The 24,361-nt window shown below is 41.1% G+C and carries 19 protein-coding genes; 4 read left to right on the top strand and 15 right to left on the bottom strand.

Annotated features, from left to right (window positions below; translation table 11 throughout):
• Window positions 1–17: 17 nt before the first annotated feature.
• Window positions 18–872, bottom strand: coding sequence for a dTDP-4-dehydrorhamnose reductase (gene rfbD / locus KOD92_RS19400; RefSeq protein ID WP_215235257.1), 855 nt, complete (start codon window positions 870–872; stop codon window positions 18–20).
• Between the two features lie 341 nt (window positions 873–1,213).
• On the opposite strand from rfbD, the gene KOD92_RS19395 reads away from it, so the two are divergent.
• Genes KOD92_RS19395 through KOD92_RS19385 form a run of 3 tightly spaced genes read left to right on the top strand, consistent with a single transcriptional unit; the run spans window position 1,214 to window position 4,936 of the window.
• Window positions 1,214–2,494 carry a polysaccharide pyruvyl transferase family protein gene (locus KOD92_RS19395; protein WP_215235256.1) on the top strand — a complete coding sequence of 427 codons (1,281 nt, stop codon included), beginning with the start codon at window positions 1,214–1,216 and terminating at the stop codon, window positions 2,492–2,494.
• Window positions 2,482–4,011, top strand: a complete 1,530-nt coding sequence (locus KOD92_RS19390; protein WP_215235255.1) for an MATE family efflux transporter — start codon at window positions 2,482–2,484, stop codon at window positions 4,009–4,011. The genes KOD92_RS19395 and KOD92_RS19390 overlap by 13 nt, the downstream gene beginning before the upstream one ends.
• A 10-nt stretch (window positions 4,012–4,021) precedes the next feature.
• The gene (locus KOD92_RS19385; protein WP_215235254.1) at window positions 4,022–4,936 is read left to right on the top strand and encodes a glycosyltransferase family 2 protein; all 915 of its coding nucleotides are present in this window, start codon (window positions 4,022–4,024) and stop codon (window positions 4,934–4,936) included.
• Between the two features lie 42 nt (window positions 4,937–4,978).
• On the opposite strand, the gene KOD92_RS19380 is transcribed toward KOD92_RS19385, so the two are convergent.
• The 14 genes from KOD92_RS19380 to KOD92_RS19315 all read right to left on the bottom strand — a co-directional run bounded on the left by KOD92_RS19380 (window position 4,979) and on the right by KOD92_RS19315 (window position 22,244).
• Window positions 4,979–6,346, bottom strand: a complete 1,368-nt coding sequence (locus KOD92_RS19380; RefSeq protein WP_215235253.1) for a sugar transferase — start codon at window positions 6,344–6,346, stop codon at window positions 4,979–4,981.
• A 249-nt stretch (window positions 6,347–6,595) separates the two neighbouring features.
• Entirely contained in the window at window positions 6,596–8,104 is a 1,509-nt protein-coding gene (locus KOD92_RS19375; protein ID WP_215235252.1) for a capsule assembly Wzi family protein, read from the bottom strand.
• A 40-nt stretch (window positions 8,105–8,144) separates the two neighbouring features.
• The gene (locus KOD92_RS19370) at window positions 8,145–9,614 is read right to left on the bottom strand and encodes a glycosyl hydrolase family 28 protein (protein WP_215235251.1); all 1,470 of its coding nucleotides are present in this window, start codon (window positions 9,612–9,614) and stop codon (window positions 8,145–8,147) included.
• Between the two features lie 20 nt (window positions 9,615–9,634).
• Window positions 9,635–10,771, bottom strand: coding sequence for a glycosyltransferase family 4 protein (locus tag KOD92_RS19365; RefSeq protein ID WP_215235250.1), 1,137 nt, complete (start codon window positions 10,769–10,771; stop codon window positions 9,635–9,637).
• Window positions 10,772–10,815: 44 nt separating this feature from the next.
• Window positions 10,816–11,793: an EpsG family protein gene (locus tag KOD92_RS19360; protein ID WP_255567397.1), complete on the bottom strand. Its 978-nt coding sequence runs from the start codon at window positions 11,791–11,793 to the stop codon at window positions 10,816–10,818.
• A 138-nt stretch (window positions 11,794–11,931) separates the two neighbouring features.
• On the bottom strand, window positions 11,932–12,735 hold the full coding sequence (locus KOD92_RS19355) for a glycosyltransferase (protein WP_215235248.1): 804 nt from the start codon (window positions 12,733–12,735) through the stop codon (window positions 11,932–11,934).
• A 1-nt stretch (window position 12,736) separates the two neighbouring features.
• On the bottom strand, window positions 12,737–13,657 hold the full coding sequence (locus KOD92_RS19350) for a glycosyltransferase family 2 protein (RefSeq protein ID WP_215235247.1): 921 nt from the start codon (window positions 13,655–13,657) through the stop codon (window positions 12,737–12,739).
• 14 nt (window positions 13,658–13,671) lie between these two features.
• On the bottom strand, window positions 13,672–14,298 hold the full coding sequence (locus KOD92_RS27595; RefSeq protein WP_304488619.1) for an acyltransferase: 627 nt from the start codon (window positions 14,296–14,298) through the stop codon (window positions 13,672–13,674).
• 8 nt (window positions 14,299–14,306) lie between these two features.
• On the bottom strand, window positions 14,307–15,467 hold the full coding sequence (locus tag KOD92_RS19340) for a glycosyltransferase family 4 protein (RefSeq protein WP_215235246.1): 1,161 nt from the start codon (window positions 15,465–15,467) through the stop codon (window positions 14,307–14,309).
• Window positions 15,468–15,477: 10 nt separating this feature from the next.
• A complete protein-coding gene (locus tag KOD92_RS19335) occupies window positions 15,478–16,371 on the bottom strand; it encodes a glycosyltransferase family 2 protein (RefSeq protein WP_215235245.1) in 894 nt (297 codons plus the stop codon).
• Window positions 16,372–16,429: 58 nt separating this feature from the next.
• On the bottom strand, window positions 16,430–17,752 hold the full coding sequence (locus KOD92_RS19330; protein WP_215235244.1) for a UDP-glucose dehydrogenase family protein: 1,323 nt from the start codon (window positions 17,750–17,752) through the stop codon (window positions 16,430–16,432).
• A gap of 281 nt (window positions 17,753–18,033) precedes the next feature.
• Window positions 18,034–20,421, bottom strand: coding sequence for a GumC family protein (locus tag KOD92_RS19325; protein WP_229254759.1), 2,388 nt, complete (start codon window positions 20,419–20,421; stop codon window positions 18,034–18,036).
• 42 nt (window positions 20,422–20,463) lie between these two features.
• A complete protein-coding gene (locus tag KOD92_RS19320; protein ID WP_255567396.1) occupies window positions 20,464–21,225 on the bottom strand; it encodes a polysaccharide biosynthesis/export family protein in 762 nt (253 codons plus the stop codon).
• Between the two features lie 281 nt (window positions 21,226–21,506).
• A complete protein-coding gene (locus tag KOD92_RS19315) occupies window positions 21,507–22,244 on the bottom strand; it encodes a tyrosine-protein phosphatase (RefSeq protein WP_215235242.1) in 738 nt (245 codons plus the stop codon).
• 478 nt (window positions 22,245–22,722) lie between these two features.
• Here KOD92_RS19315 and KOD92_RS19310 point away from each other — a divergent pair, with 478 nt between their 5' ends.
• A complete protein-coding gene (locus KOD92_RS19310; RefSeq protein WP_215235241.1) occupies window positions 22,723–24,357 on the top strand; it encodes a DUF1800 domain-containing protein in 1,635 nt (544 codons plus the stop codon).
• The last annotated feature ends 4 nt before the right edge of the window (window positions 24,358–24,361 follow it).

Raw genomic sequence — 24,361 nt, 5'->3', positions numbered from 1 at the left:
ATCAGGTACTTACCATATTAGATAGAAAGCCTATTGATACAAATAGCTAGGCTGTCTCTCCAATAAGGAATTGATATGCCATAGGTGGACTTGATTTTGGACTTATCCATAACTGAATAAGCTGGACGAATAGCCTTTGTAACATATTCAGAAGTTTTGACAGGATTAAGTTTAGTCTCGATCCCACTGATGTCAAATATCGCTTTTGCAAAGTCATACCAGGAAGTAACTCCCTCGTTGCTGAAATGATATATACCGTAGCTTTCGTTTCTAGACTCAACAATTTCGAGAATCGCATCTGCAAGATCGATCGCATAAGTAGGCGAGCCTACTTGGTCGACGATTACCCCTAGTTGATCACGTTCCTTTACAAGCCTAATCATCGTCTTTACGAAATTGTTGCCGTATTCCGAGTAGAGCCAGCTTGTTCGAATTATATAATGTTCTTGAAGAATCTCAGCAATTGCGGCTTCGCCTTCCAGCTTAGTCAATCCGTAAATATTCTCAGGTTCCGCCTTATCGGTTTCTGATAATAAACCAGTGACATCCCCTTTGAATACGAAATCGGTACTAATGTGAACTAACTTCACACCATGCTTTTCACAGGCCTTGGCGATATTTGCGGCACCGTCACGATTTATTTTTCTGCAAGTTTCCTGATCTTCTTCAGCCTTATCTACCGCTGTGTACGCAGCGCAATTAATAACGTATGAAGGTTTTTCCGAGCTAAAAAGCTTTTCAAGTAATTCCTCGTCAAGGATGTTTCCTAACTCTTCTGAAGGGAAGGCTATGTCAGTAATATTCTTTTCAGTAGATACTTTTTTCAAGCAGCTTCCCAGCTGTCCAGAGGCGCCTAATACGAGAATTCTCATTTGAATATGGTAGGTTAAATTGCAAAGATAATGCTCGGAGATTAACTTAAATGAAAACTGGGTCTTTTTAATGGAAGTAACGCGATCTATTATGAAAATACAGTAATATAATTTTAAGATAAATTTAAATATTTTAGTGAATTCAGAAGTGAAACACGCTAGCGCCGTCGTGACTTGCCTTTCTACGTTTTTTTCTATTTCAGTTTAAATTCCAATTCGATTATATTTATCTTTGTCGGCAAGCCGGCGTGCAGACTAATAGTAGGATCTCGTCCTATTTGTAGTGTCTAACGGCTCGTTATGCCAGATTCAGACACCTTGCATATAACTCTTCGCCGGCTGTGGATGGAATCAACGTTGTAAACAAAAAAATTATGGTGGCTAGCAGCCGAAAGAAAATCCTAATTTCCGGTGGATGGGGATATGCAAATTTGGGAGATGATGCGATACTATTATCGACTGTTGATCTCGTAAAAGAAAAGTATCCGGATTCTGAAATAACCGTAATGACATATAGTCCCCCAGAAACTTCTGGTGCAATTACCGACCCAAATATCAGAATAATTCCTTCCATTCATCGCCAACTAAGTGGGACTGCGTCACTCAAGAGATTAAGGGTTGCAGATCTATCAAAGCCGCTCGATCAAGGTGCTAATTTTCAATTGAGTTCATTTCAAAAAAAGAAACGCAAATATCTGTTAAGATTTCAGGATTTTTATTTCGCAAACAGGTTTGAGCTGTTCAGTAAGTTTCCGGGATTGGTTTCGAGTTTAAATGAATTCGAAAGTGCTGATCTGTTTATCCAGGGAGGTGGCGGTTATTTTATCGAGGGATGGAAAGATAGCTTCCTTTCGAGAATTTTGGAATTGAAAATTGCGCATGAACAGGCTGTTCCTATTCTAGTAATTGGTCAAAGTATAGGTCCGATTACCAACGCCAGGTTTAGATCTCTCGCCACAAAGCAGCTTGGCTACGCAGATGTATTAAGCATACGAGATGTTGACTCATTTAATGAGCTAACATCCTACGGTTTGAAACCTGTATTAATTCCCGATACTGTCCTTTCAAAATCAGATTTTGATTATATTAAAAAGCCCATTCTGGCTATTCTTCTCGGAAGTCAGCCTCTCACAGAAACTCAGCTGGGGCTCTTTTACGAGACGGTTATTAAGTTACCGGATTTAAAAAATCTCCAAATCCGAATCACAGTCTCACGACTATGGGAGGCTGATCTGGCCAACGCGAGTAAGTTGTTTGCAAGGTTAAAGTCAATTGCAAACGTTCAGTTGATCATTCCGAAATCAAGCTCTCAATTACAAGATACACTTGGTGAATGTTCGGTACTGGTAAGCCAGAATCTGCATGGCTTAATTTTAGCTTGGCGAGCTGGCTGTGCATGCGTCTGCATTAATACAAAAAGAAAATTTATATCCTTTATGGAACAATCGGGACAGTCAAGCCGTGTTTCAGCATTGGCTGATCTCACGAAGGAAAAACTGCTTGATTTTATAAATGAGGCTTTTCAGGAGAGTTTTACGGAACGTGAAACGAGACGAAACGCTTTATCAACAAAAGTAAAATCGCAGTTTTATGCCTGTCTTGATCAGATATGGAAAAGCTAGGAGCAAAGAAGGAAAATGATGCTTCTGGATCAAAATATGTAACGTTAGCCTTTCTGTGGGGTTTTGTCGCGAAGATCCTCGATGCGGGAATGAAATTATTCACTGTTCCGCTTCTGTTACACCACTTTGGTGCGTCGGATTTCGGGGTTATAAGTTTGGCACTATCTGTAAACGCATATCTTCAATTACTTGACCTCGGTATAAATACGGGAGCTGTCAAGTTTTTTTCACAGTGGATTAAGGAAGGTAAAATGGAGTTGGTTGATTCCGTTGCGCGGACAAGTATTACCTTTTATGGTCTTGTAGGTCTCGTGAACGCTATCCTCCTATTAGCGCTTTCTCAGTACGGGATCCATCTTTTCAAAGTCTCCGGAGAGCAGGCGCAAATACTTCAAACCATGCTTTATATTCTCGCGGGGTTTGCGATATTTAATTGGGCTACATCCGTCTTTAGTCAACTGTTAATTGCTAACGAGAAGATTTATTACATACAGCAAATTAACATGGGGAGAAGTGTAACCAGTTTTCTGGCTGTGTTACTTACAATTCACTTGAAACTAAACCTGGTTTCTTATTTTCTACTATTCACAGTAATTAACAGCCTAATATTTGTTCCTTTCTTTATAGTATCAAAACGCGATAAGCTTATTAGTGGTTTTCTGCCGGCAATTGATTACCGAAATTTTCTCATCATTTTTCGATACAGCATTGCAATTATTGCGATAGGTATATTTCAGATGACAGCTAATAAGTCAAGGCCTATTATATTAAGTATCTTCTCGACGGATGGGCTGAGGTCAGTTGCTGAATTTAGGATTTTAGAGACAATTACATTATTTGTAATCTCGCTCGGTGGTATGTTTTCGTCGATATTTTTACCGAAAACTTCGAGGCTTGTTCTGAATAAAGATAAAAGTGGAATGGAGAAGTTTGCATACCAATCAACACTTTACACTTCAATTATTTGTGTTATCCTTTGCGCTCCATTTATATTAAACGCAGAAGAAATTATCACTATTTATGTAGGTGATCAATATGCATTGTTATCAAAATGGCTGATAATCTGGATGGTTATAATTGTGAGCTACTTGCATAGTTCACCGGTGAACAGCCTGCTTCTCGCAAAAGGAAGAACTAAGAGCTTGCTGTACTCCACAGCGTTTTCTTGCATCATTTCGCTCTGTATTAATGCATCAATGAGTGAAAGTATTGGCGTCGGCGCGGCGGTAATAGGGCATTCTGTTTATATATTCATTCAAATGTCAATGTATTACTTATATTTCAACAATAAAATACTAGGACTCAACTCTTTAAAAGTTTTCAAGTCATTTATTGTTCCAACGGCTATTGGTGCCGCTTCAGTATTCTTAGTTATCCTGGTTCAAATAGATTTCGAAAATTTGCTTGTTCAAAGTGTTGTCAAATCTATCTTGTTTTTTGTGGCGTTTGTATCACTTCTAATCCTTCTTAAGGTTGTACCGATAAGGGATTTTCTAACAAGATTTAAAACTAGATGAAGCTTTTTCTATGACAAAGGTATATGTAGTTATTGTTACCTACAATGGTATGGCTTGGATTGCAAAGTGTCTATCCAATTTAGACATGTCGGATGTTCCATACGAGGCGATTATTATAGACAATAATTCTAATGATGGTACATACGAGTTCATTGAAAAAAATTATAATCACACGCTTATACAGTCAGGTGAAAACCTGGGATTTGCAAAGGCTAATAATATTGGTATCAAGTTAGCGCTTCAAAAGAATGCAGAGCTCGTTTTTCTTTTGAATCAGGATTGCTACTTGTATCCGTCGTCTCTCAGAGTGCTGATGGAAGTCAGTAACAAAAACAAGGAATACGGAATTTTAAGTCCGGTTCACCTTAATGGTGTAGGAAGTCAACTTGACTTCAATTTCCGAGATTATATGCTTCGAAGTAAAACACTAATCGACGATTATGTTCTCGGCCGGTTAAGTTTAATTTACCCGACACAATTCGTTAATGCAGCAGCCTGGATGATTACCGGTGATTGCCTTAGACGTGTTGGGGGTTTTGATACGATGGTTTTCTTTCATTACGGGGAGGATAACAACTACTGCCAGCGGGTGCTATTTCATAACTTTAAAATTGGAATAGTACCGGGGGCGTTTGCCGAGCATGATCGTCATCTCGTCGTTAAGCCTTTCAATTACAAGAGAGAGCTGACAAGAAGTAAAATACCGGTTTTCAATATAAATTTAAGCAAATCCGGTGCTTTTAGAGCGCTTCTTCGTGAAGAGGCGAGATTAATTAGAAAGATGTTTCGAAGATTAAGCAAATTAGAGCTTAGGCTGGCAGTACTGAATCTCAGGCTTATGTTTGAGCTCATCATCGTCTTTTTCGGCAAAATATCAAAAGACAGGTATACCAATCGGAATGTTCCTCTCGCATGGCTAGAGTAGATTCCGCTAGTCGAGCTTTTCAAAAATGACTTGGGTACAATATTATTGGCCTCTTCCTAGAACCATTACTTGAAGTGTTCTGAAAATTAGCATAACATCGTCAAACACACTGTAAGACTTAAGGTATTGAAGATCGTAACGAAGGCGTTCAACATTCTTTGCCATCGTATCAGCATAGCCGACATTGATTTGGCCAATAGATGTGATTCCAGGTTTAACCGTTAACAAGCGCTGAAATTCGTGCGGCTCGGCCTCCATCAGCATATCCACATCATATTTATAAAGCGGACGAGGCCCTACTACCGACATTTCACCTTTCAGGACATTTATAAATTGTGGAAGCTCGTCCAATCTTGATTTTCTTAGAAAACGGCCTATCCGGGTTATACGTGGGTCATCATCTCCCTGCGAATGCTGGAGACCCATTTTATCTGCATCGACATACATGCTTCGAAATTTATAAATGTCAAACATCTCACCCCATCGGCCTGACCGTTTTTGCTTGAAAAATACTGGACCAGGAGAAGTTATCTTTATAGCCAGGAAGACGAGAAAAAAAATCGGTGCTCCTAAGATCATTACAATGGTGGAGAAAACGAGATCAAATGCGCGTTTTGCTGTTTGCTCATTAAAGCTAGAGAATGGCTTAGTGTTAACTTGAATTATTGGATACATATCGTGATATTCGATTGTAGCCATATTAGTCATAAATCCTCTAAAATCGGGAACAAGACGGATTTGGGTTCTTTGCCGCTCGCCCATTTTGATAATCTCACGAATCTGGTCATCGCTTATTTCGTTTAGACAGCAATAAACATAATCAAGTTGTTTTTCCCTAACAAATGCTTCAAGTGCGGCAACGGGTTTCTCCTGGGCTGCAAGTTCAAACATTCCGTAATAGCGGTAACCAAGCTCCTTTCGCTCGCCATAGAACTCTCGGATCAACGACGCAAGGTCGCCTTTTCCCACGATTGCGAAACGATTGTAATTATATCCGGCCTGTCTGTATAGTTTTAAAAACAGCACTGCAGCAGCTCTTGAAACAGTCGACAAAAACATGAACAGTCCGTAAGTCATAAGGAACTGGTATCGACTATAAGCTTCTCCCTGTTTACTTAAATAAAGAAAAGCCATGACAATTGCTGCATGAATAACCACAGCTTTGAAAAATTTTCCGAGTTGTGTATTAAAATGATAAGAGAGGCGTGAGAACTGGTAAGTTTTCAGAATATGAATCGTCAGAATCCAAAACAGATTGGCAAACAGCAGTAGATTGACATACTGATTCCTGAAAATTTCTGAAAAGCCATCGAAACGAAAAAGATAGGCTGAAAAAAATGAGAGATTTAGTAGGGCTACGTCAGCCCATAAATGAGCCTTTGGTAAAAGTCCTGGATAGTGATTTTTCATGATGTGACGTTGAGTGACTCTGCAAATGCCCTTTTAATATTAGACTAAACTAAGGGGACTATTATCAGGAAAACATGCTTTAAGGTTGAATCAAAGATCAAATTCATCCGTTAGATCAGCATTACTTACAAGTCTATAACATTAAAGTCAAAATTGCAAGTTTATATTTTTCCGATAATTCCTGGACGACTACAAACGAGAGAGCCGACCGCCGGTAAATTACAAAGTACAAGATAGGTGAATGCAGATTTACCTTGAGATAAGTCCATTTTTTATCAAGCTTACATGGGCACCGGTAGTATTTCTGTATAGCTTTCCAGCATCAGAAGCCAGCATTACCCGGAGATCCACCTTTCCCAGCAATATTGTCTTCACCGGAATAGTGGAAGTAATACACAACGAAAATTGATTGCTGCCTCTTGGGAATGGCTTCTCATAAGTACCTTGATTTTCAGAGTAGGAAATTTTACAAAGAAATAATACTCGATCTAGCTGTCCCGAAAAGCCAATGTGAAAAAGTTTGACACGAGTGTTGTTCGAATATCGGAATGCGCTGTTCCTGGGCAGCGATTCGCTTGTTTGTTCCTTGGGAGTAATAAACGGCGTACCGACTGTGTTGCCATTGTATACCCATCCGGTGTATTGGGTGTGATTAAAATAATCATCCCTTCCCCTCGGTCCTCCGTCCAAAGTAAATTCCCCCCCCCCCTGATCAACTGTATAAAGAAATTCTGCCGTGACACCGCTGATGCGGAAGTTTCCTAAGTTGCTTTTGTTGAATTTCAAGCTCACTCCATTCAGTCCATCTTTGAAACCTTTTCTGTAATATAATGAGCCATCATCATACAGGAACTGCCGGTAGACTATCAGCTCAGCGCCTGGTAAAGTAGCCTCGATTGAGAAATCGAGCGATCCCAGGTGGTTTCCTACCCTGTTACCACGATCTATAGCATCATATTTGTCGGGATCTACAAAGCCAAATGTTGGTATACGTTTGCCGGAGAATACGTACCAGTAATCGATCCATTCAGATGGATATTCTTTACCCACAGTATATTGATTTGGCATTACAACTTTGCCACCCCATTGTACATTATGATTAAACCCGGCTGCTACGCGCACCGGCCATTTCGGCTTTCCGACTTTGATGTAGGCGGCTTTCTGATGTAAATAATGATTCTTAACTACTGGATTGGAGCCGAACCAGCCATGCGTAAGGAGCGCTTTGAAGGAGATGACGCCTTTGAATAGCGGAGTGTAATTAATAAATCCAATTTGAATTTGAGGGATCGGAATGCTATTTCCGGATTGAATGTAAGATCCGCTTGTTAGGGCTGTGTCGCCTACAATGCCCATGATCTGTTTCCTTCGACCTCCCCAGATCTCAAAACTTCTAAACTTAGCTTTTACGAAAGCTTCCGGAATAATGACCCTTGTTTCTCTCCCAAGAGATGCCCACGCTTGAATTCCGTATCCGACATCCCACTTTTTTTCGTGATAATCTGAACTAAGGCCCACTCCTGCGAGTACAACTGGATTTCTAGTAGGTGCTATTCCAAAGCGATTGGCATGCAACCAAAAAGGCGTATTTCGAGCACTAGAAGCGATTATACCAAGTTCAGTATAATAGTAAGTTCCCCTTCGTTCCGTACTATCAACGTGTGTTAAACTTGTCTGGCTAAAAGCGCAGTGCGAAATTAAGAGAGGTACGACAGCGAGTCGGGATCCTGAAAATATGCATTTCTTCAAACAGCTCATATTTCAGTTTATTTTAAATATGTAATTCATCTAGTCGGTTTTACTCCATAATAGTCACTTTCTCCACGAAGTTGTTAATGGATATTTGGGGGGCACTATTTTGGGAACTCCTCAGTAATAGGGCATCTGTTTTATTGGGAATTGGCGCTGCCTGGACAAGTTCATTATTAAACATAAAATTCTTTATTGTTACGTTGCTTACGATTCGTGCTCCATCAACGCCTCTGATGGTTCCAGGTGTGGCATTGCGGCCATTGTAATCGATATTTGAAAAGTGAATATTGCGGATAACGGTACCGTAATTGTCTTTTTCAACGGAGTGCACCTTGGTGTAAGCTAAGCGGATTATTTCGCCCGCTGTAATGTCAGCAATTGTTATGCGATCCCAGTAAATTCCTGAGATGTTAGCTCGGTCCGAGGCCATAACGGACATAACACCCGAGTAGGTGCCAGTTCTCTGGGTATTTTCCAGAACGGTAATGTCTGTGAAGCGAATGTTTTGATATGATGCTCCGTTGCTTTCAGGTCCTATCAGCATATTATGAGCGTCATCAGCCCAAAGAATTGAATTCTTGATATTAATATCTGAGCATGCGCCACCATTCATGCTCTTGACACTGATATTATCATCTGCGGTTCTGACGAAAGCGTTAGTGACGTTAACGTTTTGAGACTGAGAAAGCGTAATTCCATCACCATTTACCATGTAACTGATAACTTTCACATTGTTTATTGCGACTTTTTCGCATTTATCTATAAAAAGTGACCAAACCGGTGAATCGATTAAAGTAATTCCATCAATTCGGATGTTCTTGCCGTTCTTGAATTTTAAAAGATTGGGGCGTGTTTTAGATCGATCATGGTTTAGCAGCTCACCGTTCAAAACGCCACGGCCTTTAATAGTGACATTGTCTTTATCGTAAATATTAATGCTTCCTTGAACCTGAGCCCCTCCATGTAAGTAGACGGTCTGCCCGCTTTTTACCTTTACATCCGAAGCCTTGTGCAGACCCGGACCCAGGAAAATTATATTAGGGTCATTTTTATCTGGTACATTAGTTTCCAGCTCGTTTGCAAATAAAAACAGGTTATTGAGTCGGTCGTTACCTACTTCGATAGATATTTTTTGAGGTTTGCCCAAAGTGAACCGAATCGCTTTGGCATTCTTTGTAAAGGTAATGTTATTATTTTCTGGTCTAATTGTCGCAGCATCAAAATTCCCATATTTGGCTGTTACCCTCACTTCAACAGGTTTTGCATAAGAGGCATCAAAGTTGGCAAACGAGCATTTGCCTGACTTATTCGCATTGCGAACATTAACCTTCGCAGTTTGTACAGAAACATGCTGCCAATTTTTATTTCCTGCAGACCGTACAGATACTTGAAAACGGTCACTTTCCGGCACGCCGCGTGGGGTGGTGTATGTGACAATGTCCTGCGCATAAATGCAGGATACTTGTAAAAATTCAAGTGAAATAATTGCGAGAACAATTGTTCGATGAAGTGCCATTTTTCAATCTTTTAAGAATGCTACTTATCTAAAACACTTAAATAGCAGTTTTCAATGTCTTTGATAGCCTTTTTTATATTGTGCTTACGTGTGACGTAAGCTTTCCCTGCCTCTCCTACACGAACCGCAGTAGCGTGATTTTCAATTAAATTAATAACTGTTTCAGCAAATTCTTCCTTCGTAATACATGCAAAGCCATTGATTTCATTTTGTATCACATCGTTACACCCATCACATTTACTTACGACACTTGGAATACCGAGCGACATAGCTTCTAACAATGAGAAGGGCAGACCTTCAAAGATGGAAGTGAGCACGAAGATATCCAGGCTAAGCAAAAACGACTGTGAACCACTAAAATGCCCCCACTGCAAAATATGAAAGTTCTGAGACAATTGGTATTTACTGATTAGTGTCTCTACTTCTCGTCCAAGATGATCAGTCTCTCCTCCTCCCAACACTACGAACTCGACAGTCGGATACTTTTCAATTACTATCCGGGCTATCTCCACAAATAGTAGGGGATTTTTTTGATATGTTAATCTTGCTATTGTACCAATCCTGAAGGTTTTGGTAGCATTGTATGGTTCTAACTGTTTAACTACTTCAGAATCTGTATTGATCGAATTTAGTACAACGTCAATCTTTTGTGGCTTATGACCGACTTCATATCGCATCCTATAAGCCTCTGAATTTGAAACCGCCAGGATTTTATCGGTGAGCGGTTTTGCCATTACTTCGAGCGAGAAGAAGATTGTCCTCTTGAACCCTGTGAAGGACAAATAGGATGGCCCATTTGGTGTAAGAATACTTTTTATGTTGCAGAGCTTGGCAACAATTCTTCCAAGAAACCCTCCCTTCGAACTGTGTACATGTAAGAGCTCTGGACGCTCTTTTCTTATAATCCTGTGAAATTCCCAAATATTTTTAATGTCGAGAAGTGGATTTAATCCCCTCGACATTTTAACGTTATATATCGGTATAGATAGAGAGCTGCAGAGTTCATTAATGCTTTGCCCGTACGGACAAACCATAACGATAGCAAACTTATCCCTGTCTATGTTGACAATAATTTCTCTTATATATGTCTCAACACCCCCCAGAGATTGGGTTAAGAAAAGGAGTTTTTTTGGAGGAACTATTTGATTATTAGTCAATTGTAATGAATCTATTATAGTGAGTCTGTAACTAACTTATATTTTTAAAAAAGCGCCAAATGGAAGTCGTAGCGGGCTACAAGGATCAGATTGACAATTCCGAAGAGAAAGATCGCTAAGCTGATCTGGAACCGATATCTCCTCACCCCACTCCAATAAGCCAGCGGATACCCGATCAACAAAGGAAAACCAATCCATGCGAGTGAGGCAATTCTATCAACATATGGAAAACTAAAAAAGAGCATAAATATTGAACCTTGAATAAGGTACCATTTTACAACCGCCTCGTAAAAAGGATTTTTCCATCTAATTGAAATAAAGTAGCTGATTAAGCCGAAAGAAATTGTATATAACACAAAATCTAGCCTAAAACCCGTCTCTTTTGTAACTTGGTCATAAACTCCTGTTTTAAATGCTAGAGCAGATGACGGAAAGAATGTATAAACTAGATTCTGGACCATCTTAAATAAATCTAAACCGGTCATACTCAGGGCAAGTACGCTAAACCAAATCCATAAGGCTTGTTTCTCGTTTTTCAGAAATGAAGATCCTAAAATTGCTACCGCAATAAACCCTGCACTCGAATGAATAAAGAATAAGAGAATTAGCACTCCAAATCCCCATATTCTATTCCATTTTGTAGGACTGTAAAAGAATAGATATAAAGCCAAAAACACCCCTCCGACGATCAAAGAATTTCGAATCAAATTGAATAGAAATGAGTAGTAGATAAATGTGCTTGCGAAGATGAAGAAAGGCAAATGCCAGCTTTTTTTGAAAATTAGTTTAAACGCTATAAAAGTGCTCACGAGAAAAGCGGCGCTTATCAGAAAGAGGAACATGTCGAAGTCTGTACTGAATAGAATCGAGATTTGGCCCAGACTGTAAAAAAAATAGTTGATTTGGGACTGGACCGGAATCGCATCATAAGAGAGGCCAGTCTTATACATATTGAAGACATTCGAGTACATCATCGTATCAGTCCCAAGATCAAGTGGTCTGCTCGCGGTATATAATAACATAACACACATCCAGAGTGACATAATCGCTCGGCTAACGGCTGACCTTCCTAGCGCAAAAGACAAAACATAGCTTAATCCCGCGATTATGTAAAGTCCGACTAGTACATTATACCATTCGTTTAAGTCCATGAAGCGGATTTATTTGAAGAAATATTTCTTAAAACGGTTGAGAAAAGAATAAGGAATTACATAAAGTATGGCCGTATAAGCAATTCCGGCAAAGAAATACCATTTCGGGGTGAAATTTTCAGAAATGGCCCTAAGCCGGTTAATTACTTGCTTTTTGCGCTTGACGGTACTGATAGATGTTGACGAAATTTCTTTCCTTATCAGCACTTCGGGAATCATAGCACACTCAAAATTACTAACAAACTTAAAAAAGTATGCATAGTCCATAGCAACAATGTAGTCCTCTGGATAATAACCGACTTTTTCTATTGCCTTTACCCGAAACATTACAGTAGGGTGCTCGAAAACCGTATTAAAGTAGATCTTCTTTCTAATGCCAGGCATTGTGGTAGGAAATCTTTTGATTGCAATGGTCTTATCTGTTTCCAGATCAAAGTATTCGCAAAAAGTTCCAAGAAGGTAAATTTCTGGATGAGAGTGCAGGTAGTTTCGCTGAATCGTCAACCTGTTGGACATACAAAGATCTCCTGCGTCAAGTCTTGCTGTATAGATGTACCGATTGAATTCTACATATCTAAGGCCAAGAATTGATACTTGAATAATTCCTTGATGAGAAATTCTTACAATGTTGAGACTTAAGTGAGGAAATCGATCTAAAAAGTATTCATCCGGTTGTAGCGATGGAGTACTGCCGTCATCAATAATTAATACGTCGAAAGTTACTTCCTCGTTCAGACTTTCAAGCGATCTTATCAAACCATCTACATTATTAAAATGCGGTATGATGAGACACAAATCACTTTTTTTATTCATGCTATATTCTGTCATGACGACTTTTATAATATCTGCGTAAATAATTAAGGTAAGAGACTATTACCCTTATTGAATCAATGGAGAAGTAAACTAGTGGAATGCGTGCATGCTTCCTTGCCCAGTTATAGCGAGTCTTTATATTGATTGGCGATTTAATGGATAGCTGAGTTTTCCAGAAATATCTGAGTGTAGGAGCAGCTGTTGCGTTTTTATCAAATCGGACGCCCGTTTCACCAACCGCACTTGTGAGATATGCACGCGTCGCAACGATAAGCTTATAACCACTCAATTTTGCGCGATAAGAATAATCATAATCAGAGGCATAATGCGGAAATCGCGCTTCGTCATAATAGCCAATTTCATTAACAAGCTGAATAGGATATAGAGTACCTCGACCTGGAAGAAGGTCTGAGTCAACATGACCAAAATCCATGACTTGAATGTAGCGAGTGTCTGGTTTGTAAACAGATCTGATTCGAGTGGAAACTTGATTCCAAATACATCCTGCAAAATCAATCAATCCGGTTTGATCTCCGTCAAGCGATACGGAGCCAACCATTGAGTTTTTGGGGAACTGTTTATATGTGTTGACGATCTGTTCTAAGTAATCGGGAGGGACGGTTAAATCATTATTAAGAGTTAAAATTAAATCATTATTCCAATCAGGATTTAAAGAATCTACCACATGCCTGATACCAAAGTTTGTCGCTCCTGTCCACCACATATCGTTAGTCCCTTTGATTATAATTATTTCAGGAAAGTTTGATTTCACGTAGTCAAACGTCTCATTATCTTGCTCGCAATGATCAACTACTATTATCTTGCAGTTTTTATAAGTTTGTTCTTGCAACGACATAAGACAAGAAACTGTGAGCTCAAGTCGCTTGTATACAACAATAATTATAAATACGATAGCGTCCATATTAGACAGGATTATTATTTGACGATAAAGGGCGATGAAAATTTTGGATCGCGAACATCACCAATAATTCGGGCAGGATTCCCAGCTACAATTGCCATAGGCGGAACGTCCTTGGACACCACAGAGCCTGCACCTACAACAGCTCCCTCGCCAATTGTTACACCTTTTAAAATGATTGATCTGGCTCCTATAAAAACTCTGTCACCAATATTTACCGGTTTTGCTATAATTGCGCTTTGATTAGTCCTGAAGTCTGGATGGATGCCGTGCGCATCATTATCAGTCACTACGGCGCCACTACCCATCAAAGTTTCGTGACCTATTGTGACACTTACGCGACATGAAATGCTAACACCTGACATGCCGACATCATTTCCGATCACGATTCTTGCCCCAGGAGCAGTTGCTTTTAGTGTAACCTTCTGAAATACGCCAAGCGAATTATATTTTGGATTACTGCAAGCTATCCATCTTTTTCCAATCGATAGATCAGCCTTACTGTGTACATGAATTAAAGGAAGTCCATATAATCGCCAACTGGAGTCCCAATTGCCAATTTGAAGCATACAATAGAATATATCCCTAGGATAGCGCCATACATACAACAATTTTGAAATAACTTCCCGGGCTTGATTGGTCATCTTCGGTTTTAAACAGACTCAGTTAGTAATTTGTCATACGTTTTAAATACTAGTGCAGAACTGATGCGGTTGTCAAAATTTCTTTTTGCGAACAGTACAGCGTCAGTTCCCATACGAAGTCTCAAAGATTCGTCGGTGCCTAGTATCTCGCAATACTGTTGTAATTCGTCTGGTGTATCATACAAAAAACCAGTTTCTCCGTTAACGATGAGCTCATTTACCCCCCCTAAATTTGATCCTATACTAGGTTTGCCTATTGCAGCAGCTTCAACGATGGATCTGGCAAAATGTGGTTCTGTAAACGGTACAACAAGGATGTCACAAGAAGCTATTATTGATGGGACATCCTCTCGAAAAGGCATTAAATGAATATGTGGATTTCCAAATGCGCTTTGAACTACTCTACTCGTATAGCCGTCCGAATGACCTGATTTGAGCCCTGCCAATACGAAATGAAAATGATTATACTTTCCGCTCAACGCCTTAGCCATCTGGATAAGCTGTAGTGTGCCATTACTTTCTGAAAATCGAGCTAGATAAAGAAATATGATAGAGGCTGCTGGTAACCTAAGCTCTTGCCTAAGTATCTTAGACTTGATATCAGGATTGTATTCCTCAAAATTTACAGCATTGTAAACGATCTTTATGTTATTCCGGGTCTTCATACTTGCTGCCGCAAATTTATCTATCGCTATGAATTCATCCACATACAAATAACAGAAAGTTTTGATGAGCCACCCGGCAAAAGATCTCCTAAGTAGAGGTTCGCGGATGTGACAGACGACCTTAATTTTTATGCTCACCGATTTTGCCGCCATTGCTACGATAAACAAGGAAGAAGAGTTCAAATGCACCAATTCTGGCATTCGTAATTTAATGAGTTTCCTTGCAGCAAGAAAGGACTGAGGCGCATACAAAAGGTTTTTAATAAACAATTTAAAGTGCATACCGCTAACGGTTGAGCCATGAAAAGGGAAAATTCGCTCATTAATAATAAGATTAAGTGGACGACCTCTAAACAAATTTAACCCCGGGCCTCGTTTTATGCAGAGTAATTCAACCTCATATCTCAGGTAGTCAATCTTATCCAAAAGAAATGATAGGCTCCTTGGAGCTCCGCCAAGGTTGCCGCTGTGATGCACAATTAAGATTCTCTTTTTCTGATTCATAAGATAAACGCTACCCTCTTTCTGCGGTTTTTCCCGTTGAAAATTTGAATTCTTCTAAACGTTCGACAAAATCCAAATATCCCTTAATTGCCAGTACCTGAATCTTTTGATATGCGCTCATACCACTGCCATAACGCCTTAAGTAATTATTTACTTCTGTGAATGGAGGTATCACCGCCCACAACACCTTCGCCGCAGATTTGCATAGATTTGTTCGCTTCATCCCGGCTCTGCCACCACCGACTCGGCGAGATTTTTTAACCAATTCACTCATTTTATATCTTGCGGGATGCTTTACACTTACCCTTTCTGAATAGGCAATGTTAAAGCCATTGGCGTGGGCGCGCCGTGCCCATTCATGATCACCGCCTGAAAACAACGAATCATTAAATAACCCTACTTCATCGAAAACCTTTTTATGTGCGAACATATTTCCCGTGACTGAAGAATTGAGTCGTTCAGCTACCAGATCCTGTTTAAAGGCGTAAACTTTCTCGAAAACCTCTGCTGGTGACAATTGGTCTCGTTTAAAAAACAACTCGATATGGCCGGCTATCCTGCTTACCTCTGAATGTTCCAAAAAATAATTATAAGCATTTAATATCCAGTCACTTTCAGGAATACAATCAGAATCGGTAAAGCCAAGAATTTGACCTTGTGCTCTAACAATTGCCGCGTTCCTAGCCGCATAAGATCCAGGTTTTGCAACTTTTATAACTGCACCATTTTCGGGGATAACAAATCCATGTGGCATCTCATCAGCTGGATCGTTATTAGCTACAATGATTTCGAAATCGCTCTTTGGAAAGGTCTGCTTAGATAAGGCTGAAAGACAAATGCTTAATCTGTCCCAATCCCGAAAAGTGGGTATTATGATGGAAATCTTTTTGGCGCTAGACGACATTTACTAACAAGGCTATGTTCGTTTTTCCAGATAAACTCGTGTACACTCTGGCAATACCCTATGCTAAGGCAGGGACATTCAATGCTTCTCGACCAATGCTGTAATAGGTAAATCCTAAGTCCCGCATTTGATCCAATTCGTATAGGTTGCGACCGTCAAAAATCACTTTTTCTTTCAATAGTTTCCCCATTTTTGTGAAATCTGGTGTGCGGAATTGAGGCCACTCTGTAAATATCATCAGCGCATCTGCATCATCAAGTGCAGCATAAGCGGTGTGGCAATAAGTGATCTCCGGAATAAGACGCTTCACATTCTCCATTGCCTCAGGATCGTACACAGTCACTTTCGCGCCCGCTTCCAGGAGAGCCTTGATATTTTCCAGCGCCGGTGCTTCCCGGATATCGTCGGTGTAAGGCTTGAAAGCAAGTCCCCATACGGCTATTGTTTTTCCGGCCAGACTGCCATCGAAGTACTCGTGCACGATGGGGAGCAGCTTTTTCTTCTGATCGTCGTTAACCGCCATAACGGACTTCAATGTACGGAAGTCGTATCCGTAATCATCCGAAGTCTTTGCAAGAGCTTGCACATCCTTAGGGAAGCAGCTGCCTCCATAACCTATTCCGGCGAAAAGGAACCTGTTTCCGATCCGGCTGTCAGTTCCGATACCCCTTCTGATATCATCTACATTCGCACCAACGAGTTCGCAAAGGTTTGCTACCTCGTTCATGAAGGTGATTTTTAACGCGAGGAAGGAGTTGGCAGCATATTTGGTCATTTCGGCTGAACGTTCGTCCATAAAAATGACCGGGTTACCCTGGCGTACAAGCGGGGCATACAGTTTCTCCATTACTTTCTGAGCTTTGGCAGAAGTAGTACCTACCACAACCCTGTCAGGTTTCATAAAGTCTTCAACAGCAACACCTTCTCTCAGAAACTCAGGGTTTGAAACTACGTCGAAATCTATCGTTGCATTCTTCGCGATTGCCGCCTGCACTTTCTCCGCAGTACCAACAGGGACGGTGCTTTTATCGATAATGACCGTGTACTGAGACAAAATAGGTCCCAGATCATCAGCCACTTTAAGAATATATTTCAAATCGGCAGATCCATCTTCTCCCGGAGGAGTAGGTAATGCGAGGAATATTACTTCCGCGCCTTCGATACCCGCTTTTAGATCGGTTGTAAAAGTAAGGCGGCCTTCTGCCACATTGCGATCAAAAAGTACATCCAGCCCAGGCTCGAAAATAGGTATCTCTCCTTTTTTCAACCTTTCAATTTTGTTTACATCAATGTCCACACAAGTGACCTGATTTCCAGTTTCGGCAAAACAAGTGCCAGTGACCAGGCCGACATAGCCTGTCCCCACTACTGCTAGTTTCATGTTTCTAAGAATTAAATGATTGGATTGACAAGTTTCCGGTCAAATGGCGCTGCAACTCTTTCTGGTAAAGGCAAAAGGTGAGGGCTCCGGCTTGGAGGGGAATTTCGAAATTAAAGTTTTCATATATCGTTGAGTAATTAGTATTCTGTAACAGGATGCGACGTGAGATATGCCGCTAATTCGACTTGAAAATAGAACGATGTTGGTCTAATTCCAAATTTTAAACTGCATTCATTAATAAATGTAATTTAAAATTTGGAATGACATATACATCACATTTGTTAGCCGCGGGTGATCATTTTCCGGAGCTTCGATTCGAAATTCTGGATCTTACTTTCTTTTTCTTCACCGTAATATCCGTATCCATAACCTCCGTATCCATAGCCGTAACCGTAACCGTAGCCACCGCCGTATTTAACACCATTGAAGATGACAGAAAGGTTATTGAACCTGTTTACTTTTTGAATTTCGGACAAACGTCTCAGGTGATCAACCAGCGTGTAGTTGAAGCGTACCAGGTACAATGTAGCGTCCACATGCTTTTCGATCAGGGCAGAATCTGTAACCAGGCCGAAAGGTGGTGAATCTATCAATATGTAATCGTATTGTTCACGTAGCTCAGCAAGCATGATCGGAAGTCGACCATTGCTGATCAATTCAGAAGGATTTGGTGGAATCGGTCCGCTGGTGAGTACATCGAATTTCGGGTGAATTTCAGATGGTTGAATGAAATCCTCAGGCGTACCTTGTCCGATCAGGCAGTTGGAAGCACCGTATTTGTTGGATATCTGCAGACGCTCATGCAGCGTAGGCTTTCTTAAATCCAAACCGATCAGCAACACCCTTTTATCAGAGTAAGCAAGACTGGCCGCAAGATTGATACTTACAAAGCTTTTTCCTTCGCCACCGATTGAAGAAGTGAACATGATCACGCGGCAGGTACCGTCTCCCAGGTACTGGAGGTTGGTACGTAATGCCCTGAACTGCTCTGCCACCGCGCTCCGGCTTGTCATTTTGATAATAGCCTCACCTGGTTTGTCTTTCTCGGTCTTCATGTGTCCGATGTCGCCAATTACGGAGATATGGGCCAGTTTCTCAATATCTTCACGCGTCTGAACTGTATTATTCAGCATTAGCAACAAGTTGATCAGGATCAGCGGAACAAGAATGCCACCAGCCCCGGCTCCAACCCAAACATACATTCCCTTCGGTTTGATAGGACTTAAAGAAGCAGTAGGTGCATCTACCAGCCTGCTATCCGTTACCGTGGCAGCATATCCCAGGGCCGTCTCTTCTCTTTTCTGCAGAAGATACAGATAGAGACCTTCTTTAATGCTCTGTTGACGCTTAATACCCACATACTCTCTTTCTTTCTGTGGAATACTGCGAAGTCCTGCTGAGAAACGGGAGTTAACCCCTTCCAGGCTGGATTTTGTCACGTCCATGCCCCTGCGGAGATTTTGAACGTTCTCTCTGATAGCCTGTCTTGTATTGGCAATCTGCGTATTGATGGTACCTAAAAGCGGGTTGCTTGCCTGTGTGGTCTGTGCGTATTTCTCACGCTGAATTTGCAGATCGTTGTATCTGGTCAAAAGTGAAACCAGAATAGGGTCATTTATCATGTAAGTGGCAGGGGCAGGAGCTCCATCGCCAGCATTTTTGATATAGTTGTCAACACTTTCCAATACACTGATCTTGATGTTGACATCGTTAAGCTGCGCGTCGTTTTCCTTGATATTCTGTAAGTACAGATTCGATTCCGCGCTGATATCAGTTAAGCCCTGCGTTTTCTTATAAGATTCTACGTCCTTCTCAACATCACCTAACTCACCTGTGATCAATCCCAGCCTTGACTCGATAAATTTCAGCGTATTGCTTGCTTCGCTGTTTTTATCGTTAAGAGAAGACTGCACATAAACATCCAGCAACTTGTTCAGGATATCTTTTCCACGTTGGATCGAAGTATCTTCAAAAGACAACTCGAGCACAGTGCTTTTTTGGTTTGGTTTCAATACCTCCAAACGTGCGAGCATGCTGCCGGTCAGTCTTTTAACATCGCTGAAATTTACACTGACATCCTTGTACTGAGAGTCAGAGCCTTTATATACAGCAAAAAGCCCCCATGGGTTTCTGAATTTCTGTCCATACTGGTATTTTGCATCTTCATCGTTGATCGAAAACGTATTGGCATCGATCACATGGATCACAAGCGGATTTTGAAGCCCGTACTCAGAAATTAATTCTGGCTTAACAATAACAGGACTGGTTTTGTACAGATCGACTGTTCTCAAACCATCCTTGGTTTCAATGCTGACGTCTAATTGCAATTCGCGGATCGTCTGCTCCATCAGCGACTGGGATTTCAGAATCTCAATCTCGTTTTCTACCAGCTTGTTTCCGCCGAACTGAGCCATTTCCTCGATGAAATCGTTTCCACCGCTAAGTCCCTTTTTCTCATCCTTAATCAGCAGTTTCGCCTTTGACAGGTATACAGGCTGCTTCACCTGAAGATAGAAGAACGCCGCAGTAAGCGCGATCGCCAGACACAAAGGGAATAGGAACCAATATCTTACATAGCCACGTATGTAACTCTGCAAATCAAATTTCTTTTCCGATTCCTCCATTTGCTCACGGTTCAGGTCGGAATTTCGATTGTTCGTAACAGCCATATTTTCTTTTTTGTTGAGCTTATTTTTGGATAACGTTGAATATTAGAATCTTGCGAAGCGGTATACGAGAAGGCTGATTGCTGTAATCGCACTCAGGAAGATCGGAGCTAATTGTACAGCTCGGTCTGTGGTGTTCATGCGGGCTTTAATAGGCTCAACATAAATCACATCATTCTTATGCAGGTAATAATAGGGAGATTCAAAGATTTCCCTTGATGTCAAGTCAACCCTCGCATACTGGCGTTCGCCTTTCTCTTCCCTGATAATCATTACATTGCTTCTCTTCCCAAATATAGTAAGGTCACCTGCAAGACTGAGAACCTCCGGCAGCGTGATTTTTTCGTCAGGGATCACATACACCGCAGGTCTGTTTACTTCCCCAAGTACTGACACTTTGAAGTTGATATTCTTGATATTAACTGAGGGTTCTTTAAGGTAAACCAAAAGTCGTTGCCTGATCGTATCAGCTGCTACTTGCGTCTGAAGACCTGCGATGCGCACTTTACCGATCAGAGGCAATTCGATATTCCCTTCACTATCTACTAGATAACCAAACGGCTGTCGTGCAGCACTGCTTCCGGCTCCGTAGCTAACGGAGGATGAGGTAAACTCATTTGCAGCATTAAATATGGCATTCGCTTCTGGGTTCAAACTCCCTATGATGATTGAAAGCATGTCATTGCTTGCAATAGTCGGAACGTAACTTTGCTGAATTTTTGCGGACGAGAACCGAGTAGTGTCACCTTGGAAATATACAATCGATTTAGGCGATACACAGGAGGTGGTACCCGTGAAAATTGCCATGGAAACAACAACCAGGATGAGAAGTGATTTAACAAGTTTCGGTGAGAATGGAGACATAGAAAAACGATGAGTAGATTATAGTGGCAATAAGTACGTTGTAAATCAATGTGTTAGTCGAGCAGCAGGCTTCTGAAATGAAATTGCTTTTGATCTCGATTTTTACGCGACTTTACTATTTAAACGTCAGGTAATCTGGGTGAGATTCTTCGAATCTCGGTAATATTCAATAAGCTGCGAATCAAAAACTCAGAACAAATATAGAATAAATTCAATCGGGAAAATCAAATGCCCAGGAGTTTTTCGTTGCTAAAAGGATATTTCGACACCCAGCTATTTTTGTCACTTTTACTAATAAGCTCTAAATGCTGAATTTTATGTGCATCAGTGCCTATGAATGTAATGAGGTTGTTTTTGAGAAGCCATTCAGCCATTTTCAGGATATTCTCTCCATAATAGCCGGTTAGAGAAAGGATGTTCACCTGAAGTTCGCAACCTCCATCGGCTAGTTTCTTATATTCGGCAGGGTTGGAAAAAAAATAGGTATAGCGTTCGGGATGTGCAAGGACAGGCTGATAACCTTTCGAGAGAATTGAGAAAATATTTTCCGACGTATTCATCAGCGGAGTAGAATAGGGCAACTCCACCAAAAGCCGATTCCCCGGCAAGGTGAGGAGCCGCTCACCCTTGGCCAGCATTTCGTTAAAGTGCTCATCTATAAAGTATTCAGCAGCAGCATTAATCCCGATTGTCAATCCCGCAGCCTTTGCAGCCTGTCGTACTTTTTCTACCCCCTGCAATATAATCTCCGGCGTATTTCGATAGCAATCCCACATTACGTGAGGAGTAGTAAATATCTCTGAATATCCGAGCGACTGCATTTTTGCGGCCATTGCAACGGCTTCCTCGACTGTTTCAACACCATCATCTATTCCGGGAATCAGGTGTGAGTGAATATCTATACCGATGTGGTCAAGCCTTACATCTTTTCTCTTTCTTTTATCAAATAGCCAGTCAAACATACTTTATTGGCTTTTATGGCCTGTGATGCAACAACAGCACATCCACCTCGCGCCGGGAACGTATTTAGAATTTGGACAAATTTAAGATTAAAAAATTAAATCCTACAAAATTATAGGCCCGGCCAGCCAGTCCTGCGAAAAAAAAGAAATTGGATTATTCCGGATTGAGAGTAGCCATCTAGTCCCTATCGAATAATCTAACCCAGATTATCATCACGCATTCATGCGACGGATATCCACTTTCATGACACACAAACTGGGTATGGAACAATTATTATAATAATCGTAGAATTACTTTGTAGTTATCACCTTAATGTTGGTACTTTTGTATAGAATAAAGTTGATAGGTGTTCGTGAGAGATTAGTTATTCAAATTACTGAGCTGACCGGCCTTCACGATCAACCTTTTGATAGGCATTTTTTAATCTATTCGCTGTACTCGGTCTGACTGCCAGACTACTACTAAATATCGTGATCAATGGCATATTTGGATACTTACACCACTACTCTTAGTTCAAAAACTGCGGCTCATTTACTCAGGAGAGCGACTTTCGGTCCTACACAGCAGGAAATTAATACGCTTACCGGCAAGACGGCCTCGGAAGCAGTTGATCTTTTAATTAATAATTCATCCTTTACGCTCTCACCGCCCCCACCGGTGGAAATGCAGGAATCCAGATCTGACTTCGGAGCTACATTTCTTGATAAGCCTTACACCTCCCGGCACTTTGCTTATTATTCCTACATCAAATACTGGTGGATAGGTTTGATGGCCGAGCAGAACGGAAAACCGTCTGTTTTAGAGAAGCTCACAGCATTCTGGCAAAATCATTTTGTAACGACCTATGCATCTTTTGAGGACTATCGTGCTGTAGACAAATATATCCGCCTTCTGAGAAGTGGCGCGCTGGGCAACTTCAGGGAACTTGTAATACAAATATCAAAGGATCCTGCGATGCTCTATTTTCAGAACGGGAATGAGAGTACGAAAGGTCAGCCTAATGAGAACTTCGCGAGGGAATTACAGGAACTGTTTACTGTTGGTCAGAAAGACTTCAATGGGAACCCGAATTATACCGAAGATGACGTAAAGGCAGCCGCGAGGGTCTTGACAGGCTGGCAAGTGAAGGCGCAAACCGGTATGGGTTCAGACTCTTTGGGTGCTGTTTTTACCGCAAGCCGTCACGATATCACAGACAAAGTGTTTTCGTCTTTTTATAACGATCGGGTTATTACGGGTAGAAGCAGCAGCTCTGCTGGTGATGAAGAACTGGCCGATTTGGTCGACATGTTGTTGGGCCACAATGAAACGCCAAAGTTTATTTGCCGGAAACTTTATCGCTGGTATGTCAACCCTAATGTAACACAGGATATTGAGGACCAGGTTATCGTTCCACTTGCAGAGTTTTTCAAGAGTAGCTCAAACAACTTCGCAATCGCACCTGTTCTTGCCAAATTGCTGAAAAGCCAGATTTTTTACGATAACAGGAATATTGGTGCGATTGTAAAGGCACCTTCTGAATTGATGATTGGAACACTCCGGTTGTTCAATATCCCTGTGCCTAATATTACCACCGATACAGCGGCTTTCAGGAACATGATGACATTCCTGGCAAATACAATGGACGCTCTGCAACTGAATTTCCTTAATCAACCTTCTGTTTTTGGCTCTATTCCTTATTTCCAGACAGGTTATTCAAGAAACTGGATTAATGAAACGTCCCTGGGTCTAAGAGGCGCAGGAACAGACAAGTTCGTTAATCCGACGGTTACGATAAGGCCTGGCAGCCTGATGGCTATTGATATAGTAAGTAGACTATCCGCCATTCAACCGAATTTTTCTGATGTGGCCGGAACCCCTTCCATAACCTGTGAAGATGTTCTCAATGAGTTGGGCAAGAATATGTTTGCGACCGAACTGGACCAGGCGCAGAAAGACTTCCTGATAGATTCCATTATGATGATGAACAGCAGCGCGAGGACAACGTGGATCAGGGAATGGGACACGTACAGAGCTGACCCTACTAATGCTAATAAAAAAGGGGCGATCAACTGGCGTTGCCGCGCCCTGCTTAAGTATATGTTGAGAATGGCTGAATATCAATTGTTTTAATATT

Source organism: Dyadobacter linearis (assembly GCF_907165045.1).
GTDB classification, from domain to species: Bacteria; Bacteroidota; Bacteroidia; order Cytophagales; family Spirosomataceae; genus Dyadobacter; species Dyadobacter linearis.
This window is presented reverse-complemented; position numbering and strand designations above follow the sequence as displayed.

What these genes read in the sequence shown, in the direction of transcription:
- rfbD (WP_215235257.1), bottom strand. Translation starts at nt 872, where the DNA reads ATGAGAATTCTCGTATTAGGCGCCTCTGGACAGCTGGGAAGCTGCTTG.
- KOD92_RS19390 (WP_215235255.1), top strand. Translation starts at nt 2,482, where the DNA reads ATGGAAAAGCTAGGAGCAAAGAAGGAAAATGATGCTTCTGGATCAAAA.
- KOD92_RS19385 (WP_215235254.1), top strand. Translation starts at nt 4,022, where the DNA reads ATGACAAAGGTATATGTAGTTATTGTTACCTACAATGGTATGGCTTGG.
- KOD92_RS19380 (WP_215235253.1), bottom strand. Translation starts at nt 6,346, where the DNA reads ATGAAAAATCACTATCCAGGACTTTTACCAAAGGCTCATTTATGGGCT.
- KOD92_RS19375 (WP_215235252.1), bottom strand. Translation starts at nt 8,104, where the DNA reads ATGAGCTGTTTGAAGAAATGCATATTTTCAGGATCCCGACTCGCTGTC.
- KOD92_RS19370 (WP_215235251.1), bottom strand. Translation starts at nt 9,614, where the DNA reads ATGGCACTTCATCGAACAATTGTTCTCGCAATTATTTCACTTGAATTT.
- KOD92_RS19360 (WP_255567397.1), bottom strand. Translation starts at nt 11,793, where the DNA reads ATGTTATTATATACCGCGAGCAGACCACTTGATCTTGGGACTGATACG.
- KOD92_RS19355 (WP_215235248.1), bottom strand. Translation starts at nt 12,735, where the DNA reads ATGAATAAAAAAAGTGATTTGTGTCTCATCATACCGCATTTTAATAAT.
- KOD92_RS19350 (WP_215235247.1), bottom strand. Translation starts at nt 13,657, where the DNA reads ATGGACGCTATCGTATTTATAATTATTGTTGTATACAAGCGACTTGAG.
- KOD92_RS27595 (WP_304488619.1), bottom strand. Translation starts at nt 14,298, where the DNA reads ATGACCAATCAAGCCCGGGAAGTTATTTCAAAATTGTTGTATGTATGG.
- KOD92_RS19340 (WP_215235246.1), bottom strand. Translation starts at nt 15,467, where the DNA reads ATGAATCAGAAAAAGAGAATCTTAATTGTGCATCACAGCGGCAACCTT.
- KOD92_RS19335 (WP_215235245.1), bottom strand. Translation starts at nt 16,371, where the DNA reads ATGTCGTCTAGCGCCAAAAAGATTTCCATCATAATACCCACTTTTCGG.
- KOD92_RS19330 (WP_215235244.1), bottom strand. Translation starts at nt 17,752, where the DNA reads ATGAAACTAGCAGTAGTGGGGACAGGCTATGTCGGCCTGGTCACTGGC.
- KOD92_RS19325 (WP_229254759.1), bottom strand. Translation starts at nt 20,421, where the DNA reads ATGGCTGTTACGAACAATCGAAATTCCGACCTGAACCGTGAGCAAATG.
- KOD92_RS19320 (WP_255567396.1), bottom strand. Translation starts at nt 21,225, where the DNA reads ATGGCAATTTTCACGGGTACCACCTCCTGTGTATCGCCTAAATCGATT.
- KOD92_RS19315 (WP_215235242.1), bottom strand. Translation starts at nt 22,244, where the DNA reads ATGTTTGACTGGCTATTTGATAAAAGAAAGAGAAAAGATGTAAGGCTT.
- KOD92_RS19310 (WP_215235241.1), top strand. Translation starts at nt 22,723, where the DNA reads ATGGCATATTTGGATACTTACACCACTACTCTTAGTTCAAAAACTGCG.